The sequence below is a fragment of the Acidovorax cavernicola genome (assembly GCF_003581445.1).
In genome coordinates this window covers 81,209-97,064 of the sequence record NZ_QXMN01000022.1, presented here as the reverse complement: position 1 = coordinate 97,064, position 15,856 = coordinate 81,209, and the positions used below count along the sequence as shown (strand labels likewise).

General features: G+C 68.5%; 17 protein-coding genes. 2 read left to right on the top strand and 15 right to left on the bottom strand.

All coding sequences use genetic code 11. The features are described 5' to 3' along the window. Position 1: 1 nt before the first annotated feature. The 12 genes from D3H34_RS18085 to D3H34_RS18030 form a co-directional block, all read right to left on the bottom strand. The gene (locus tag D3H34_RS18085; protein WP_119555431.1) at positions 2 to 733 is read right to left on the bottom strand and encodes an ABC transporter ATP-binding protein; all 732 of its coding nucleotides are present in this window, start codon (positions 731 to 733) and stop codon (positions 2 to 4) included. Beyond that, entirely contained in the window at positions 730 to 2,631 is a 1,902-nt protein-coding gene (locus D3H34_RS18080; protein WP_119555429.1) for a branched-chain amino acid ABC transporter ATP-binding protein/permease, read from the bottom strand. Before D3H34_RS18080 ends, D3H34_RS18085 begins: the two co-directional genes overlap by 4 nt. Beyond that, the gene (locus D3H34_RS18075; RefSeq protein WP_119555427.1) at positions 2,628 to 3,656 is read right to left on the bottom strand and encodes a branched-chain amino acid ABC transporter permease; all 1,029 of its coding nucleotides are present in this window, start codon (positions 3,654 to 3,656) and stop codon (positions 2,628 to 2,630) included. Before D3H34_RS18075 ends, D3H34_RS18080 begins: the two co-directional genes overlap by 4 nt. 131 nt (positions 3,657 to 3,787) lie before the next feature. After that, complete coding sequence (locus D3H34_RS18070; protein ID WP_119555425.1) at positions 3,788 to 4,933, bottom strand: ABC transporter substrate-binding protein; 1,146 nt, start codon at positions 4,931 to 4,933, stop codon at positions 3,788 to 3,790. A 50-nt stretch (positions 4,934 to 4,983) separates the two neighbouring features. Next, entirely contained in the window at positions 4,984 to 6,078 is a 1,095-nt protein-coding gene (gene paaE, locus D3H34_RS18065; protein WP_119555423.1) for a 1,2-phenylacetyl-CoA epoxidase subunit PaaE, read from the bottom strand. A 12-nt stretch (positions 6,079 to 6,090) separates the two neighbouring features. Further along, positions 6,091 to 6,624: a 1,2-phenylacetyl-CoA epoxidase subunit PaaD gene (paaD, locus tag D3H34_RS18060; protein WP_119555472.1), complete on the bottom strand. Its 534-nt coding sequence runs from the start codon at positions 6,622 to 6,624 to the stop codon at positions 6,091 to 6,093. Further along, positions 6,621 to 7,400, bottom strand: coding sequence for a 1,2-phenylacetyl-CoA epoxidase subunit PaaC (paaC, locus tag D3H34_RS18055; protein WP_119555421.1), 780 nt, complete (start codon positions 7,398 to 7,400; stop codon positions 6,621 to 6,623). The genes paaD and paaC overlap by 4 nt, the downstream gene beginning before the upstream one ends. Before the next feature lie 10 nt (positions 7,401 to 7,410). Beyond that, the gene (paaB, locus tag D3H34_RS18050) at positions 7,411 to 7,707 is read right to left on the bottom strand and encodes a 1,2-phenylacetyl-CoA epoxidase subunit PaaB (RefSeq protein WP_119555419.1); all 297 of its coding nucleotides are present in this window, start codon (positions 7,705 to 7,707) and stop codon (positions 7,411 to 7,413) included. Next, positions 7,704 to 8,714: a 1,2-phenylacetyl-CoA epoxidase subunit PaaA gene (paaA, locus tag D3H34_RS18045; RefSeq protein WP_119555417.1), complete on the bottom strand. Its 1,011-nt coding sequence runs from the start codon at positions 8,712 to 8,714 to the stop codon at positions 7,704 to 7,706. The genes paaB and paaA overlap by 4 nt, the downstream gene beginning before the upstream one ends. Positions 8,715 to 8,753: 39 nt before the next feature. Next, positions 8,754 to 10,064: a phenylacetate--CoA ligase PaaK gene (paaK, locus tag D3H34_RS18040; RefSeq protein ID WP_119555415.1), complete on the bottom strand. Its 1,311-nt coding sequence runs from the start codon at positions 10,062 to 10,064 to the stop codon at positions 8,754 to 8,756. A 14-nt stretch (positions 10,065 to 10,078) separates the two neighbouring features. Next, positions 10,079 to 10,522: a hydroxyphenylacetyl-CoA thioesterase PaaI gene (gene paaI, locus D3H34_RS18035; RefSeq protein ID WP_119555414.1), complete on the bottom strand. Its 444-nt coding sequence runs from the start codon at positions 10,520 to 10,522 to the stop codon at positions 10,079 to 10,081. 3 nt (positions 10,523 to 10,525) lie between these two features. Further along, positions 10,526 to 11,329: an enoyl-CoA hydratase-related protein gene (locus D3H34_RS18030; RefSeq protein WP_119555412.1), complete on the bottom strand. Its 804-nt coding sequence runs from the start codon at positions 11,327 to 11,329 to the stop codon at positions 10,526 to 10,528. Between the two features lie 168 nt (positions 11,330 to 11,497). On the opposite strand from D3H34_RS18030, the gene D3H34_RS18025 reads away from it, so the two are divergent. Beyond that, positions 11,498 to 12,100, top strand: a complete 603-nt coding sequence (locus D3H34_RS18025) for a phenylacetic acid degradation protein PaaY (protein WP_119555410.1) — start codon at positions 11,498 to 11,500, stop codon at positions 12,098 to 12,100. A gap of 74 nt (positions 12,101 to 12,174) precedes the next feature. Then, positions 12,175 to 12,819: a TetR/AcrR family transcriptional regulator gene (locus D3H34_RS18020; protein WP_119555408.1), complete on the top strand. Its 645-nt coding sequence runs from the start codon at positions 12,175 to 12,177 to the stop codon at positions 12,817 to 12,819. Here D3H34_RS18020 and D3H34_RS18015 read toward each other — a convergent pair. Genes D3H34_RS18015 through D3H34_RS18005 form a run of 3 tightly spaced genes read right to left on the bottom strand, consistent with a single transcriptional unit; the run spans position 12,803 to position 15,844 of the window. After that, the gene (locus D3H34_RS18015; RefSeq protein ID WP_119555406.1) at positions 12,803 to 13,840 is read right to left on the bottom strand and encodes a VWA domain-containing protein; all 1,038 of its coding nucleotides are present in this window, start codon (positions 13,838 to 13,840) and stop codon (positions 12,803 to 12,805) included. The genes D3H34_RS18020 and D3H34_RS18015 overlap by 17 nt on opposite strands. Beyond that, the gene (locus D3H34_RS18010) at positions 13,837 to 14,838 is read right to left on the bottom strand and encodes a DUF58 domain-containing protein (protein WP_119555404.1); all 1,002 of its coding nucleotides are present in this window, start codon (positions 14,836 to 14,838) and stop codon (positions 13,837 to 13,839) included. Before D3H34_RS18010 ends, D3H34_RS18015 begins: the two co-directional genes overlap by 4 nt. Then, positions 14,819 to 15,844: an AAA family ATPase gene (locus D3H34_RS18005; protein WP_119555402.1), complete on the bottom strand. Its 1,026-nt coding sequence runs from the start codon at positions 15,842 to 15,844 to the stop codon at positions 14,819 to 14,821. The genes D3H34_RS18010 and D3H34_RS18005 overlap by 20 nt, the downstream gene beginning before the upstream one ends. Positions 15,845 to 15,856: the final 12 nt, after the last annotated feature.

The window sequence follows — 15,856 nt, the reverse complement described above, 5'->3', positions numbered from 1 at the left end:
GTCATTTCTTGTTCCCGATGCCCAGGTAGGTATCGATGATTCGTTGGTCGTGCAGCAGCTCGCCGGCATCGCCTTCGAGCGCCACCGCGCCCATCTCGAGCACGTAGGCGCGGTCGGCCACCTGCAACGCGGCGCGGGCGTTCTGTTCCACCAGCAGCACCGACACGCCGTGCTTGCGCAGTTGCGACACCACGCGCAGCACCTCGCGCACCACCAGCGGGGCGAGGCCGAGCGAGGGCTCGTCGAGCATCAAGAGGCGCGGGCGCGCCATCAGCGCGCGACCGATGGCCAGCATCTGGCGCTCGCCGCCCGAGAGCGTGGAGGCCATCTGCGGACGGCGTTCCTTCAGGCGCGGGAAGATCTCGAAGATTTCATCCATGCGCGCGCGCTGGTCGCGCTTGCCCTTGCGCCATTGGTAGAAGCCGCCGAGCAGCAGGTTGTCTTCGACCGACATCTCGCCGAACAGCTCGCGCCGCTCGGGCACCAGCGCCACGCCGCGCGCCACCATGGTCTCGACGCCGGGGCGCGCGATGCGCTCGCCGTCGAGCGACAGCTTGCCGGTCGACACCAGCAGGCCCATGGCCGCGCACAGCAGCGTGGTCTTGCCTGCGCCGTTGGGGCCGATGACGGTGACGATCTCGCCTTCGTTCACGTGCAGGCGCACGCTGTGCACCGCCTCGACGGTGCGGTAGGCGACGCAGAAGTCTTCCAGTTGAAGGATGGGGTGGCTCATGACTTGGCGTCTTCCAGCAGTTCGTCGTCGGCGCCGCCGAGGTAGGCCTCGAGCACGCGTGGGTTGGCCTGCACTTCGGCCGGCGTGCCGGTGGCGATCACGGTGCCGAATTCGAGCACGGTGATGCGGTCGGCGAGGTTCATCACGAACTCCATGTCGTGCTCCACCACGAGGATGCCCAGGCCTTCGGCGCGCAGCTGGCCGAGCAGCTCGGAGAGCGCGCGCTTTTCCAGATGGCGCAGGCCGGCGGCGGGTTCGTCGAGCAGCAGCACCGAGGGCTGGCCGGCGAGCGCGCGTGCGATCTCGACCACGCGCTGCTGGCCCAGCGACAGCGAGGCGGCCGGCGTATCGGCATGCGCGCCGAGGCCGCAGCGCTCGATCTGCCTGCGTGCCTCGGCCATCAGCGCAGCTTCTTCGGCGCGGTCCAGCCGCAGCATCGCCGCGAGCCAGCCGCGCTTGGCGCGCAGGTGGGCACCCAGCGCCACGTTCTCGACCACGCTGCGCTGTCCCAGCAGGCGCACATGCTGGAAGGTGCGGCCCAGGCCGTGCGCCGCGAAGGCGCGCGAGGGGCGACCCGACATGACGTCGCCTTCGAGCCGCACATCGCCTGAAGTGGGGTCGTCCACGCCCGAGATCATGTTGAAGAAAGTGCTCTTGCCGGCGCCGTTGGGGCCGATCAGCGCGTGGATCTCGCCGGCCTTCAGCGTCATCGAGATCTCGTTGTTGGCGATGAGGCCGCCGAAGCGTTTGCTCACGGCGTCGGCCTGCAAGAGCAGCGTGCCCGCTGCCGGCAGCACGCGCTGGGCGAGCTGCGCTGTCGGGGCGGCTGCCGACGCTGCCGCGGGCGCCTTCGCCACCGGCCGCACCCAGCGGCTCACCAGCCGCGCCAGCGTCGGCCACAGGCCGTCGGCAAAGCGCTGCAGCACGAACAGCATCAGGAGGCCGAACACCACCACCTCGAAGTTGCCGCTGGTGCCCAGCAGCGCGGGCAGGATGTCCTGCAGCTTCTCTTTCAGCAGCGTGATCAGCGTGGCGCCGAGCACCGCGCCCCACAGATGGCCCGCGCCGCCGACCACCGCCATGAACAGCATCTCGATGCCGATGTTCAGGTTGAAGGGCGTCGGGTTCACGAAGCGCTGCATGTGCGCGTAGAGCCAGCCCGACACCGCCGCCAGCAGCGCGGCCAGCACGAACAGCTTGATGCGGTGGCGCGCCGTGTCGACGCCCATCGACTCGGCCATCAGCCGGCCGCCCTTGAGCGCGCGGATGGCGCGGCCTTCGCGCGAGTCGAGCAGGTTGTGCAGCGCCCACAGCGCCAGCAGCAGCACGGCCCAGATCACCACGCCGAGTGCGCGCGGCGAAGCCAGCGAGATGCCCGCGATCACCAGCGGCGGCACGCCCGTGATGCCGGTCTGGCCGCCCAGGAATTCCATGTTGCCGAGCAGGAAGTACAGGCTCAGGCCCCAGGCGATGGTGCACAGCGGCAGATAGTGGCCCGACAGCTTCAGCGTGACCGCGCCGAGCGCCCAGGCCAGCGCGAAGGTCAGCACCAGCCCGAGCAGCAGGCCGAGCCACGGCACCAGCGCCGAGCCTGCGATGCCGCCGAGCCAGCCCGCGGCCGTGGGCGAGGTGCAGATCCATGCGGTGGCGTACGCGCCCATGCCGACGAACGCGGCTTGGCCGAAGGAGGTCATGCCGCCCACGCCGGTCAGCATGACCAGACCAGCGGCCACCAGCGCATAGAGGCCGATGTTGCTGAGCACCGCGACCGTGAAGTCGGGCAGCCAGCCCCAGGCCAGCGCGAGCACGACGATGCACGCCAGCGTGAGCACGCGCGGCGTGACCAGCGGACGGCCCGTGTGTACGGTGGTGGTCGATGAAGTCGACGGCGCGCTCATTCCTCGTCCTCCACGTGGTGGCTGCGCAGCGAACGCCACCACAGCACCGGAATGATCAATGTGAAGACCAGCACTTCCTTGTACGCGCTGGCCCAGAACGAAGAGAAGGCCTCCAGCAGGCCGACCAGCAGTGCACCCGCAAGCGCCAGCGGATAGCTCGCGAGCCCGCCGACGATGGCGGCCACGAAACCCTTGAGGCCGATGAGAAAACCGGTGTCGTAATAGACCGTGGTGATCGGCGCGATCAGCAGGCCCGACACCGCGCCGATGAGCGCCGCGAGCGCAAAGCTCAGATCGCCCGACAGCTCGGTGGGAATGCCCGACAGGCGCGCGCCCACGCGGTTGATGGCCGTGGCGCGCAGCGCCTTGCCGACCATGGAGCGGCCGAAGAACCAGAACATCGCAACCACCAGCAGCAAGGTGACGCCCACGACGACGAGCGACTGGCCGCTCACGGGGATGCCGCCGATGTCGAAGCGCACGTCGGAGAACGGCGTGGTGCGCGAACCCTCGGCACCGAAGAAGAACAGGCCCAGGCCGACCAGCACGCCGTGCAGCGCGACCGAGACGATCAGCAGCATCAGCACCGTGGCATCGGCCAGCGGGCGATAGGCCAGGCGATAGAGCAGCGGACCCAGCGGCGCGATCAGCACCAGCGTGGTGACGGCCTGCATGGCCATCGAGGTGGGCTTGAAGCCCAGCACCAGCACCGCAGCGAGGGCGGGGAAGGCGACGCACCATGTGAAGGCCGAGCGCCAGTCGATCGTGGCGCCGCGCTTCCAGCGCCACACCTCGACCACCAGCGCCATGACGCCCAGCGCCACCAGCAGCCACAGCGTGGCCGGCGTGCGACCGCCCTGCAGCGCTGCCATCGAGAGCGCGCCGAAGGCGACGAACTCGCCCTGCGGGATGAAGATCACGCGCGTGACCGAAAACACCAGCACCAGCGCGAGCGCCATCAGTCCGTAGACCGCGCCGTTCACGATGCCGTCCTGCCCCAGCAACAGGGCAATCTGCAAGTCCATATGAAAACCTTCGGGCGTCGCCCGTGACTCAGTTCAGGAACACCGAGGAACCGGCTTTGCCGGGCCTCAGGTGTTGCCCCCGGTAGGGGGTGGGAGAAGCGACACGAAGTGCGCGGAGCCTGGGGGCGAGCTTAGGGTTGGTACTTCCAGGCGCCGTTTTCGATCTTCACCATCACGCGCGCGCGCTGGTCCAGGCCCAGGTGATCGGCCGCCGTCATGTTGAACACGCCGTGCGCGCCCGACACTTCCTTGGTCTGCTCCAGCGCATCGCGCAGTGCGGCGCGGAACTCGGGCGTGCCCGGCTGGGCCTTCTTCAGCGCGACCGGAACGGCCGAGCTCATCAGCAGGCCCGCGTCCCAGGCGTGCGCGCCGAAGGTCGAGACCGTGCCCTTGCCGTAGGCGGCTTCATAGGCGGCGACGTACGCGAGCGCGGACTTCTTCACCGGGTTGCTGGCAGGCAGCTGGTCGGCCACGAGCACCGGGCCGGCCGGCAGGAAGGTGCCTTCGACGTCCTTGCCGCCCACGCGCAGGAAGTCGGCATTGGCCACGCCGTGCGTCTGGTACATCTTGCCGGTGTAGCCGCGCTCCTTGAGCGTCTTCTGCGGCAGCGCGGCCGGCGTGCCGGAGCCGGCGACCAGCACCGCGTCGGGCTTGGCCGACATGAGCTTCAGGGCCTGGCCGGTGACCGAGGTGTCCGAGCGCGCATAGCGTTCGTTGGCCACGATCTTGATCTTCTTCAGGTCGGCGGCCTTCGCAAACTCTTGCGACCAGCCTTCGCCGTACGCGTCGGAGAAGCCGATGAAGCCCACGGTCTTCACGCCGTTGGCGGCCATGTGCTCGGCGATGGCCAGCGACATCATGATGTCGTTCTGCGGCGTCTTGAAGACCCACTTCTTCTTGGCGTCCATCGGCTCGATGATGCGCGCCGAGGCGGCCACCGAGATCATCGGCGTCTGCGCTTCGCTGGCCACGTCGATCATCGCGAGCGAGGCCGGCGTGGTGGTCGAGCCCAGGATCACGTCGACCTTGTTCTCGGCGATCAGCTTGCGCGTGTTGTTCACGGCGGCCGTGGTGTCGGAGGCATCGTCCAGCACGATGTAGTTGATCTTCTGCCCGCCGATGGTCTTGGGCATCAGCGAGATGGTGTTCTTCTCGGGGATGCCGAGCGAAGCCGCCGGTCCGGTGGCCGAGATGGTCACGCCGACGTTGACGTCGGCCCAGGCCGAGAGGGCCGTGGCGCACAGGGCGGCGATCAGCAGGGGCTTGAAGAATTTCATGGTTGGTTTGTCTCCGGGTTGAAATGAAAGCCGAGGGAAATGTCGTGCGCTCAACGCTCGTCGAAGGACAGCGTGACGCGGTCGGTCAGGGGGTGGGCCTGGCAAGTCAGCACGAATCCCGCGGCCACTTCATTCTTGTCGAGCGCGAAGTTTCTTTCCATGCGGACTTCCCCGTCCACGCACTTCGCGCGGCAGGTGCCGCACACGCCCGAGGTGCACGAGAACGGCACTTCGAGCCCGGCCGCCGAGGCCGCGTCGAGGATGCTGGGCTGACCTTCGGTGAAGGTGATCTCGCGCTGCAGGCCGTCGCGCACGATGGTCACGCGCGCCTGCTTGGCATCGCCCGGCTGCGCCTCGTGCACCACGGCGCCGACCTGGTTGGCGGAAGTGGCCGAGGGCAGCGCGACGCCGAAGCGCTCGATGTGGATGCGCTCCTCGGGCACGCCCGCGGCCAGCAGTGCGGCCTCGGCTTCGTCGTTCATCTGGAACGGGCCGCACACGTACACATGGTCGATCTGCGCGGCGGGCACCACCGAGGCCAGGAACTCGCCGATCTTCTCGCGGTTCATCACGCCGAAGCCCAGCGGCGAATCGGTGTGCTCGTCGGAGAACACATGCTGCAGCACGAGGCGCGTCATGTAGCGGTTCTTCAGGTCCTCGATTTCTTCCTTGAACATCGTGGACTGCAACTGGCGGTTGCCGTAGATCAGCGTGAAGCGGCTGTGCGGTTCGCGCGCGAGCACGGTCTTCATGATCGACAGGATCGGCGTGATGCCGCTACCGCCCGCGATGCCCACATGGTGGCGCGCGGACGCCGGCTCGATGGGCACGAAGAAGCGGCCTTGCGGCGCCATCACCTGCAGGCTGTCGCCGGGTTGCAGGTGCGCGTTGATCCAGTTGGAGAACACGCCGCCGCGCACCTTGCGCACGCCCACGCGCAGTTCGCCGTCGTCGATGCCGGCGCAGATCGAATAGGAGCGGCGCAGGTCCTGGCCGTCGATGTCATGGCGCAGCGTGAGGTACTGGCCCTGCGTGAAGCCGAAGACTTCCTGCAGGTCGGTCGGTACCTCGAACGAGACGATGACGGCCTCGTGCGTGTCGGGCTCGATGGCCTTCACGCGCAGGGGGTGGAAGAGGGTGCTCATCGTGGGTGTGCCTCAAATGGGCTTGAAATGTTCGAAAGGCTCGCGGCATGCGAGGCAGCGGTACAGCGCCTTGCATGCGGTGGAGCCGAAGGCCGAGAGCCGCTCGGTGCGCTCGCTGGCGCAGCGCGGGCAGGCGATGCGTTCGCCGGCGATGCGGCCGAAGAGCTTGATCGGCATGGCGGTGGTCGCGGCCTGCTCGGGCGTGAGGTGCGCGGGCGGTGCAATGCCGTAGGCCTTCAGCTTGGCGCGGCCTTCATCGCTGATCCAGTCGCTGGTCCAGGCGGGCGCGCGGCGCAGCGTGGCGCGGGCGCGGCCGAGGCCGGCGTTCTCGATGGCGGCCAGCACGTCGTGCTCGATGGCTTCGGTCGCGGGGCAGCCGGAGTAGGTCGGCGTGAGCACGACCTCCAGGCCGTCGTCGTGCTCGATCACCTCGCGCACGATGCCCAGGTCGCAGACCGACACGGCCGGCACCTCGGGGTCGGGCACGGTGTGCAGCACCGCCCAGGCCGCATCGACGCGCGAGGCCGTCACGGCGTCGGAGGTCACCACACGCCCCCGGGGAAGCTGCGCTGCAGGTGCTGCATCTCGGCCAGGATGTAGCCCATGTGCTCGCTGTGAACACCCTGCTTGCCGGTGCTGCGGAACGCGGCTTCCTTCGGCATGGCGAGGCCGGCGGCGTCGAGCACCTGCTGCATCTCGTCCATCCAGGCCTCGCGCAGTTCGCTCCAGGCCGGGCCGAGGCCGCTGGCGCTGGCTTGCGTTTCGACGTCGTCGCTCTCGAACAGCTCGGGCATGTAGAGCCACAGCTGCTTGAGCGCCTTCTCGGTGCGGCGGCGCGACTCGTCGGTGCCGTCGCCCAGTCGCACGACCCAGTCGGCCGAATGCTGCTGGTGGTAGCGCGCTTCCTTCAGCGCCTTGCCGGCGATGGCGGCCACCTCGGCGTCGCTCGATGCGGCCAGACGCTGCCACAGCAGCTTGAGCAGCGTGGCGACCATGGTGTTGCGCAGCACGGCGAAGGCGAAGTCGCCGCGCGGCAGTTCGACCAGCGTGAGGTTGAAGTAGTCGCGCTCTTCGCGCAGGTAGGCGAGCTGGTCTTCGTCGTGCGCGCGGTCGGCGCCTTCGAGCTGGCCGGCGTGCGTGAGCAGCGCGCGGGCCTGGCCGACGAGGTCGAGCGCGATGTTGGCCATCGCGATGTCTTCTTCGAGCACCGGTGCGTGGCCACACCATTCGCCCAGGCGCTGCGCGAGCACCAGGCAGGTGTCGCCGATGCGCAGCAGGTATTGCACGGCGGGCGTGCGGTTCAGTTCGATCGAGGCTTGCATGGCGCGGTGCTCACATGTGGTCGACGGACTTGGGCAGCTCGTAGAAGGTCGGATGGCGGTAGACCTTGTCTTCCGCCGGGTCGAAGAACATGTCCTTGTCGCCCGGGTCGCTGGCCACGATCTGGTCGGAGCGCACCACCCAGATGCTGCTGCCTTCCTGGCGGCGGGTGTAGACGTCGCGCGCCATCTGGATCGCCATCTTCGGATCGGCCGCGTGCAGGCTGCCGCAGTGCTTGTGGTCCAGGCCCGCCTTGCTGCGCACGAACACTTCCCACAGGGGCCACTCTTGTTTCACTTCGGTGCTCATGCTGCTTCCTTCAAAGGTTGTTTGTTGGCGTGGGCCATTGCGGCTTCGCGCACCCAGGCGCCGTCGTCCCAGGCGTCGACGCGGGCCTGCAGGCGTTCGCGGTTGCAGGGGCCGTCGCCGCCGATCACGCGCCAGAATTCGCTCCAGTCGATGACGCCGAAGTCATGCGCCTGGCGCTCTTCGTTCCACTTCAGGTCGGGGTCGGGCAGGGTCACGCCCAGGATCGCGGCTTGCTCGACGGTGGCGTCGATGAACTTCTGGCGCAGCTCGTCGTTGCTGAAGCGCTTGATGCCCCAGCGCATCGATTGCGCGGAGTTGGGCGACTGGTCGTCCGGCGGGCCGAACATCATGATCGAGGGCCACCACCAGCGGTTGACGGCGTCCTGCACCATGGCCTTCTGCGCGTCGGTGCCTTGTTTCATCATCGTCAGCAGAGCTTCGTAGCCCTGGCGCTGGTGGAAGCTCTCTTCGCGGCAGATGCGGATCATGGCGCGCGCATACGGCGCGTACGAGCAGCGGCAGATCGGCACCTGGTTCATGATGGCCGCGCCGTCGACCAGCCAGCCGATGGTGCCCATGTCGGCCCAGGTCAGCGTGGGGTAGTTGAAGATCGAGCTGTACTTGGCCTTGCCCGTGTGCAGCGCGTCGAACATCTGGTCGCGCGAGGTGCCCAGCGTCTCGGCGGCGGCGTACAGGTACAGGCCGTGCCCGCCTTCGTCCTGCACCTTGGCCAGCAGGATGGCCTTGCGCTTGAGCGTGGGCGCGCGGCTGATCCAGTTGCCTTCGGGCAGCATGCCGACGATTTCCGAGTGCGCGTGCTGGCTGATCTGGCGCACGAGCGTCTTGCGGTAGTGCTCGGGCATCCAGTCTTTCGCCTCGATGAAGTCGCCGGCGTCGATGCGGGCGTCGAAGCGTTCCTCGAGACGCATCTCGTCGGCGGAGCGCACGGCCTTCTGCTTGCCGTCGCCTGCGTCCTTGCCCATCGTGTCCATGGCCTGGGTGTACATGTGCGTGTCCTTTCGGTGCGATGTGTGGGGCGGGGCGGCTCAGCGCGGGCGCGTGTCGATCACGCGGCGGGCCTTGCCGGTCTGGGTGCGTTCCATCTCGTCGGGGCCGTGCACGACGACGCGCGTGGAGATGCCGATGAGCGTCTTGACGCGGTGCTGCACCCAGTCGGAGATGGCCGTGCGGTCGGCCGCGGCGGCCTCGTGCGGCGTGAGCTCGCAGTGGATCTCGACCTGGTCGAGCTTGTCGGCGCGGCTCACGTGCACCTGGTACAGGCCCGAGAGCGCCTGGTGCGCGAGCACGATCTCTTCCACCTGCGTGGGGAAGACGTTGACGCCGCGGATGATCATCATGTCGTCGCTGCGACCGACGATCTTGCCCATGCGGCGGAACGCGCGCGAGGTGGGCGGCAACAGGCGCGTGAGGTCGCGCGTGCGGTAGCGCACGATCGGCATCGCCTCCTTGCTCAGCGAGGTGAAGACGAGCTCGCCCTCTTCGCCGTCGGCCTTCAGCTCACCGGTCTCGGGGTCGATGATCTCGGGGTAGAAGTGGTCTTCCCAGATGACGGGGCCGTCCTTGCTCTCGACGCATTCGCTGGCGACGCCCGGGCCCATCACTTCGGACAGGCCGTAGATGTCGACCGCGTCGATGCCGGCCTTGGCCTCGATGTCGCGGCGCATGGCTTCGGTCCACGGCTCGGCGCCGAAGATGCCGACCTTGAGCGAGCTGTCCTTCGCGTCCAGGCCCTGGCGCTCGAACTGCTCGATGATCACCTGCATGTAGCTGGGCGTGACCATGATGATGTTCGGCTTGAAGTCCTGGATGAGCTGCACCTGCTTCTCGGTCTGACCGCCGGACATCGGGATGACGGTGCAGCCCGCGCGCTCGGCGCCGTAGTGCGCGCCCAGGCCGCCGGTGAAGAGGCCGTAGCCGTAGGCCACGTGGATCATGTCGCCGGGTCGCCCGCCCGCCGCGCGGATCGAGCGCGCGACCAAGTCGGCCCAGGTGTCGATGTCGTTCTTCGTGTAGCCCACCACGGTCGGCTTGCCGGTGGTGCCCGACGATGCATGGATGCGCGCGACCTTCTCGCGCGGCACCGCGAACATGCCGAAGGGGTAGTTGTCGCGCAGGTCGGTCTTCACCGTGAAGGGGAACTTCGACAGGTCGGCCAGCGACTTCAGGTCGTCGGGGTGCACGCCCTTGGCATCGAAGGCCTGGCGGTAGTGCGGCACGTTGTCGTAGGCATTGCGCAGCGTGGCGCGCAGGCGCGTGAGCTGCAGCGCCGCGATCTCGTCGCGGCTGGCGGTTTCGATGGGGTCGAGGTCGCCGGGGGCGGGGTGTTTCACGGTCATGGTGGGGTGTCTCCTCAAGCCGGGACGGCCGGGCGGCCCTTGGCTGTGTACGAGCGGCCGCGGAACATCGCGATGCGCTCGCCGCGCTGGTTGGTGATTTCGGTGTCGTACACGCCGGTGCGTCCGGCCTTGGAGACTTCATGGCAGCGCGCGGTCAGCACGTCGCCTTCGCGCGCCGGAGCGATGAAGTCGATGGCGAAGCCCGAGGCCACGGTCAGCTCGTTGTACGAGTTGCAGGCGAAGGCGAAAGTGGAGTCGGCCAGCGTGGCCATGAAGCCGCCGTGGCAGATGGCGTGGCCGTTGAGCATGTCGGGGCGCACGCGCATTTCGAGCGTGGCCTGGCCGGGGCCGACCTCGACGATGCGCATGCCCAGGCCCTTGCTGGCGTTGTCGTTGGCGAACATGCCGTCGCGCACGAACTCGGCGGTCTGTTGCGGGGAGCGGGAAATCTCGGTCATGGCTCAGCGGTCCTTGAAGACGGGAGCGCGCTTGGCGCGGAAAGCCTCGACGCCTTCGCGGTAGTCGTCGGCGTTGCCCATGTCGCGTTGGATGCGTGCTTCCTCGGCAAGTGCCGCACCGAGGTCGAGGTTCTGCGCGGCGGCCATGGCCTCGCGGGTGGCGACCAGCGCGCGCGTGGGCATGCCGGCCAGGCGCGTGGCCAGCGCGGCGGCGGTGTCGGCCAGCGCCGCGTCGTCCACGCACTGCCAGATCAGGCCGATGCGCGCGGCTTCCTCGGCGGGCAGCTTGTCGCCCAGCATCGCGATGCCCAGTGCGCGCGCCGGACCCACGAGACGCGGCAGCAGCCAGGTGCCGCCGGTGTCGGGCACGAGGCCGATCTTGGTGAAGGCCTGGATGAAGCTGGCCGAGCGGCCGGCCACGACGAGGTCGCAGCACAGTGCGAGGTTGGCGCCCGCTCCGGCGGCAACCCCGTTCACGGCTGCGACCACCGGCACCGGCATCGAGCGCAGGCGGGCGACCAGCGGGCCGTAGTAGGCAGAGATGACATGGCCCAGGTCCTTGGGCGCGGCGCCCGGCGTGGGGTCGGGTGCGACCGACGGGTCGGCCAGGTCCTGCCCCGCGCAGAAGGCACGGCCCGCGCCGGTGAGCACCACGCAGCGCACGCTGTCGTCGGCGGCGGCCGACTCGAGGGCCGCCAGCAGCTCGGCGTGCAATTCCGTCGTGAAGCTGTTGAGCGCCGCGGGGCGGTTCAGGCTCAGCGTGCGGACGGCGCCAGCATTGCTGATGAGTACCAAAGGCTCAGTCATGCGTGTCTCTTTCATCCTTTGTGGGGGCGGTTCGGCATGCAAACACTATTGACCGACCGTTCGGTTGATTTTAGGATCGACCTCGATTCCGGCACAAGCGGGCTGTATTCAGGGCAAACCCTGAGATCCCCCAAAAGCCAGCCGAACCAGGACAAGGAGACATACCGAATGCCCAGCTATTCCATCGACGGCGTGATCCCCGTCGTCGACCCCAGCGCCTATGTGCATCCCACGGCCGTGCTGATTGGCGACGTCATCGTCGGCCCGCACTGTTACGTGGGCCCCTGCGCCAGCCTGCGCGGCGACTTCGGCCGCATCGTGCTGCAGGAAGGCTCGAACGTGCAGGACCACTGCTGCATCCATGGCTTTCCCGACAACGACACGGTGGTGGAGGTCAACGGCCACATCGGCCACGGCGCGATCCTGCACAGCTGCATCGTGCGGCGCGACGCGCTCGTGGGCATGAACGCGGTGGTGATGGACGAGGCCGAGGTGGGCGAGAAGGCCATCGTCGCGGCCTGCGCCTTCGTGCCCGCCGGCATGAAGGTGCCCGCGCGGTCGCTCGCGGCGGGCATTCCGGCCAAGGTGCGGCGCGAGCTCAGCGACGAGGAGATCGCCTGGAAGCTCGAAGGCACGCAGACCTACCAGGCGCTCACCGTGCGCAGCCTGGCCAGTCTGCACGAGGTGACGCCGCTGGCGCAGCCCGAAGCCGACCGGCCGCGCCTGCCTGCCACCGACGTGCGCTCGCTCATCGCCACCCGCCGCGGATAGCCCTGCGGCTTCGTGCAAGATCGCGGCTGCTTTTTTCTTGAAGCAACCGACAGACAACCCAGGAAGAAGACCCGATGCCGCGAGGAAGATCCGCCACCTATGACGACCAGCGCGAACTGATCCTCGCGCAGGCGGCCCAGCTGTTCGCCCGCCGTGGCTACCCCGCGACCTCGATGAACCAGGTCGCGGAGGCCTGCAACCTCTCGAAGGCCACGCTCTACCACTACTACAAGGACAAGAGCAGCCTGCTGATCAGCATCGCCGAGACGCACGTCTCCAAGCTCGCGGCGCTGGTGGCCGAGGAAGAGGCCAACCCCCACACCGACGAGGAGCGGCTGCGCCGCTTCATCTACCGCATCGTCGAGGAATACGCCGGCGCGCAGGACGCCCACCGCGTGCTGACCGACGATGTGCGCTTTCTCGAAGACGAAGATCGCGAGCGCGTGCTCGACCAGGAGCGCGCCGTGGTCGCGGGCTTTGCGCGCGCGGTGTCGGCGCTGCGCCCCGGCTCGCCGAGCGACGAACTCGCCAAGCCGCTGACCATGCTGCTGTTCGGCATGATCAACTGGATGTTCACCTGGATGAAGCCCGGTGGCCGGCTCGACCACGCGGCCATCGCGCCGATCGTGGCCGACCTGTTCCTGGGCGGCGTCGCGGCGGTGAAGCTGCCGCCCGCGCCGGCCAGTGCGGCGAGTGCCGGCGCTAAAGAATCCGGTTGAACCAGAGCAGCGAGAGCCCCGCCGATAGCAGCGTGAGCACCGCGGCGCCCAGCGCGAACAGCGCCGAGATTTCGGTTTCCTTCTTCTCCACGGTGAGCTTGGAGCTCAGCGTTTCGTAGACCTTCTTCAGGTCGCTCGCGGTGCCGGCGTAGAAGTACTCGGCCTGCGTCTTGTTGGCGATGGCCTTGAGCGTTTCCTCGTCGAGCCGCACGCGCATCGACCAGCCTTCGAAGCCGATGGTTTCGCCGTCCACCGTGCCCACGCCCACCGTGTAGATGCGCACGCCGCGGTCGGCCGCGGCCTTGGCCGCGTCGAGCGGGTCGACGCCGGTGGTGCGCTGGCCGTCGGTCAGCATGATGACGGCGGCCGAGGTGAACGAGCCGGGCGCCACGGGCGTGAACTCCTTGAGCTGCTTCTCGTTCTGGTCGATCGGGATGCCGCGCTGGCGGCTCGGCGCGCTGAACTGCGAGATGTCGATGCCCGCATCGGGGAACAGCGTGGCCAGCGACACCACGATGGCGTTGCCCGTGGCCGTGGCGCGCTGCAGCTGGAAGCTGTCGATGGCCGTCACGAGGTCGTCGTGGTTGGTGGTCGGCAACTGCGCCACCTGCGCGCTGCCCGCGAAGGCGACGATGCCCACCTTCACGTGGCGCGGCAGGTCCTTGATGAAGCTCTTGGCCGCCTCCTGCGCCGCCACGAGGCGGTTGGGCAGCACGTCGGCCGCGCGCATGCTGCCCGACACATCCATTGCCAGGATGATGGTCTGCTGGTTCGACGGCAGCACGACCACCGCCATCGGCCGCGCCGCCGCCACGAGCATGGCGGCCATCGCCAGCAGGAACAGCAGCGGCGGGATGTGGCGCCGCAGGCTCTGGCCCGGGCCCATGGCCTCGCGCACGATCGACAGGCTGGCGTAGCGCACCGCCATCTTCTTCTTGCGGCGGATCAGCCAGACATACAGGAGCACCAGCAGCGGCAAGGCCGCCAGCAGCCAGAGGAATTGAGGCCAGAGGAATGTCATGCCGCCACCATCGCCTTCCCGCCACCCGCCGCGACGCCCCGGACCCGGCGCTTGCGCAGGTCCGCGAATCGCACGATGGCTTCGACCAGGTCGTCGCTGGTCGAGAGTTCGAGGGCGTCGACGCCGGCCCGTGCCAGCGTGGCGCGCAGGGTGGTCTCGCGCTCGGCGGCCAGCCGCGCGAAGCGTTTGCGGAACCCCGCGTCATGGGTGTCGACCCACAGCTGCTCGCCGGTCTCGGCGTCGCGCAGCGGCACCAGGCCCAGGTCGGGCAGCTCGAGTTCGAGCGGATCGAAAAGACGCACTGCGACCACCTCGTGCCGCTGCACCAGCTGGCCCAGCGGGCGCTCCCAGCCGGGCTCGCTGAGAAAGTCGGACACCACGAACACGGTGGAGCGGCGCGGCATCAGCGCGGCGGCCGAGTTCAATAGGTCGGCCAGCCGCGTCATGCCTTTCTGCGCGGGCGTAGCCTTGGCTTCAGCCTGGTGGGCGCGCCTTTCCATCGCATGCAGCAGGTGCAGCACATGGCGGCGTCCGGTGCGCGGCGGGATCACGGCTTCGAGGTCGTGGCCGTAGACCAGCGCCCCGACGCGGTTGCCGTGCCGCGTGAGCAGCCGCGCGATCACGCCGACGAAGCCGGCCGAGATTTCGCGCTTGGCCTTCAGGCCCGAGCCGAAGTCGACCGAGCGGCTCAGGTCGAGCACGAACCACGCGGACATCTCGCGGTCTTCGGTGAACACGCGCACGTGCGGCGTCTGCAGCCGCGCGGTGACGTTCCAGTCGATGTGGCGCACGTCGTCGTGGTGCTGGTACTCGCGCAGGTCGGCCAGGTCCAGGCCACTGCCGCGCATCAGCGTGCGGTAGTCGCCCTGCAGCAGGCCGTCGAGCCGGCGGATCACGGTCCATTCGAGCCGGCGCAGCGCGCGTTCGGCCCCGCCGGCTTCGATGGCGAGCCGGTCGTCGTTCGCGGCCTCGGGGGCCTTACGCCACCAGCTTTTCATGTTCGAGGGGCTTGGGAGGAGCGGGCACGGCCTTCATGATCTTCTCGATCAGCCCGTCGGGCGTGAGCCCTTCGGACAGGCCTTCGTAGGACAGCGTCACGCGGTGGCGCAGCACGTCGGGCACCAGCGCGCTCATGTCTTCGGGCAGCGCGTAGCTGCGGCCGCGCAGCAATGCCAGGGCGCGCGCACCCTCGGTGAGGCTGATGCTCGCGCGCGGGCTGGCGCCGAAGGTGATGAAGCGGCGCAGGTCCTTCAGCCCGTGCTTCTCGGGCGTGCGCGTGGCCGACACCAGCTTCACCGCGTACTGGATCAGCGAGGGGTCGACGTACACGCGCCGCGCCTCGGCCTGCAGCTCGGCGAGCTGTTCGGTGGTGGCGACCGGCGTGGCCGAGACGGCCGGGCCGATCACGCGCTGCACGATGACGAACTCTTCCTCGTCGCTCGGGTAGTCGACCATCACCTTCATCATGAAGCGATCGACCTGCGCCTCGGGCAGCGGGTAGGTGCCCTCGGTTTCGATGGGGTTCTGCGTCGCCATCACGAGGAAGGGACGCGGCACCTTGTGCGTCTCGCCGGCGATGGTGACCTGGCGTTCCTGCATCACTTCGAGCAGCGCGCTCTGCACCTTGGCTGGCGCGCGGTTGATTTCGTCGGCCAGCAGCAGGTTGGCGAACACCGGGCCCAGCGAGGTGCTGAACTCGCCCGTCTTCTGGTTGTAGATGCGCGTGCCCACGAGGTCGGCCGGCACGAGGTCGGGCGTGAACTGGATGCGCTTGAACTGGCCGCGCACGGTGTCGGCCAGCGTCTTGATGGTGAGCGTCTTGGCCAGCCCCGGCACGCCCTCGACCAGCAGGTGGCCGCCCGCGAGCATCGCGACCATCACGCGCTCGAGGAAGCGGTCCTGGCCCACGACCACGCGCTTCACCTCGTAGAGGATCTGCTCCATCAGCTCGGCGGTGGCGGGGGCTGTCGAAAAGGTCGAAGGGGTCGGGTTCTCTGTGCTCATGCGAAGGGCTTT

What these genes read in the sequence shown, in the direction of transcription:
- D3H34_RS18085 (WP_119555431.1), bottom strand. Translation starts at nt 733, where the DNA reads ATGAGCCACCCCATCCTTCAACTGGAAGACTTCTGCGTCGCCTACCGC.
- D3H34_RS18080 (WP_119555429.1), bottom strand. Translation starts at nt 2,631, where the DNA reads ATGAGCGCGCCGTCGACTTCATCGACCACCACCGTACACACGGGCCGT.
- D3H34_RS18075 (WP_119555427.1), bottom strand. Translation starts at nt 3,656, where the DNA reads ATGGACTTGCAGATTGCCCTGTTGCTGGGGCAGGACGGCATCGTGAAC.
- D3H34_RS18070 (WP_119555425.1), bottom strand. Translation starts at nt 4,933, where the DNA reads ATGAAATTCTTCAAGCCCCTGCTGATCGCCGCCCTGTGCGCCACGGCC.
- paaE (WP_119555423.1), bottom strand. Translation starts at nt 6,078, where the DNA reads ATGAGCACCCTCTTCCACCCCCTGCGCGTGAAGGCCATCGAGCCCGAC.
- paaC (WP_119555421.1), bottom strand. Translation starts at nt 7,400, where the DNA reads ATGCAAGCCTCGATCGAACTGAACCGCACGCCCGCCGTGCAATACCTG.
- paaB (WP_119555419.1), bottom strand. Translation starts at nt 7,707, where the DNA reads ATGAGCACCGAAGTGAAACAAGAGTGGCCCCTGTGGGAAGTGTTCGTG.
- paaA (WP_119555417.1), bottom strand. Translation starts at nt 8,714, where the DNA reads ATGTACACCCAGGCCATGGACACGATGGGCAAGGACGCAGGCGACGGC.
- paaK (WP_119555415.1), bottom strand. Translation starts at nt 10,064, where the DNA reads ATGACCGTGAAACACCCCGCCCCCGGCGACCTCGACCCCATCGAAACC.
- paaI (WP_119555414.1), bottom strand. Translation starts at nt 10,522, where the DNA reads ATGACCGAGATTTCCCGCTCCCCGCAACAGACCGCCGAGTTCGTGCGC.
- D3H34_RS18030 (WP_119555412.1), bottom strand. Translation starts at nt 11,329, where the DNA reads ATGACTGAGCCTTTGGTACTCATCAGCAATGCTGGCGCCGTCCGCACG.
- D3H34_RS18025 (WP_119555410.1), top strand. Translation starts at nt 11,498, where the DNA reads ATGCCCAGCTATTCCATCGACGGCGTGATCCCCGTCGTCGACCCCAGC.
- D3H34_RS18020 (WP_119555408.1), top strand. Translation starts at nt 12,175, where the DNA reads ATGCCGCGAGGAAGATCCGCCACCTATGACGACCAGCGCGAACTGATC.
- D3H34_RS18015 (WP_119555406.1), bottom strand. Translation starts at nt 13,840, where the DNA reads ATGACATTCCTCTGGCCTCAATTCCTCTGGCTGCTGGCGGCCTTGCCG.
- D3H34_RS18010 (WP_119555404.1), bottom strand. Translation starts at nt 14,838, where the DNA reads ATGAAAAGCTGGTGGCGTAAGGCCCCCGAGGCCGCGAACGACGACCGG.
- D3H34_RS18005 (WP_119555402.1), bottom strand. Translation starts at nt 15,844, where the DNA reads ATGAGCACAGAGAACCCGACCCCTTCGACCTTTTCGACAGCCCCCGCC.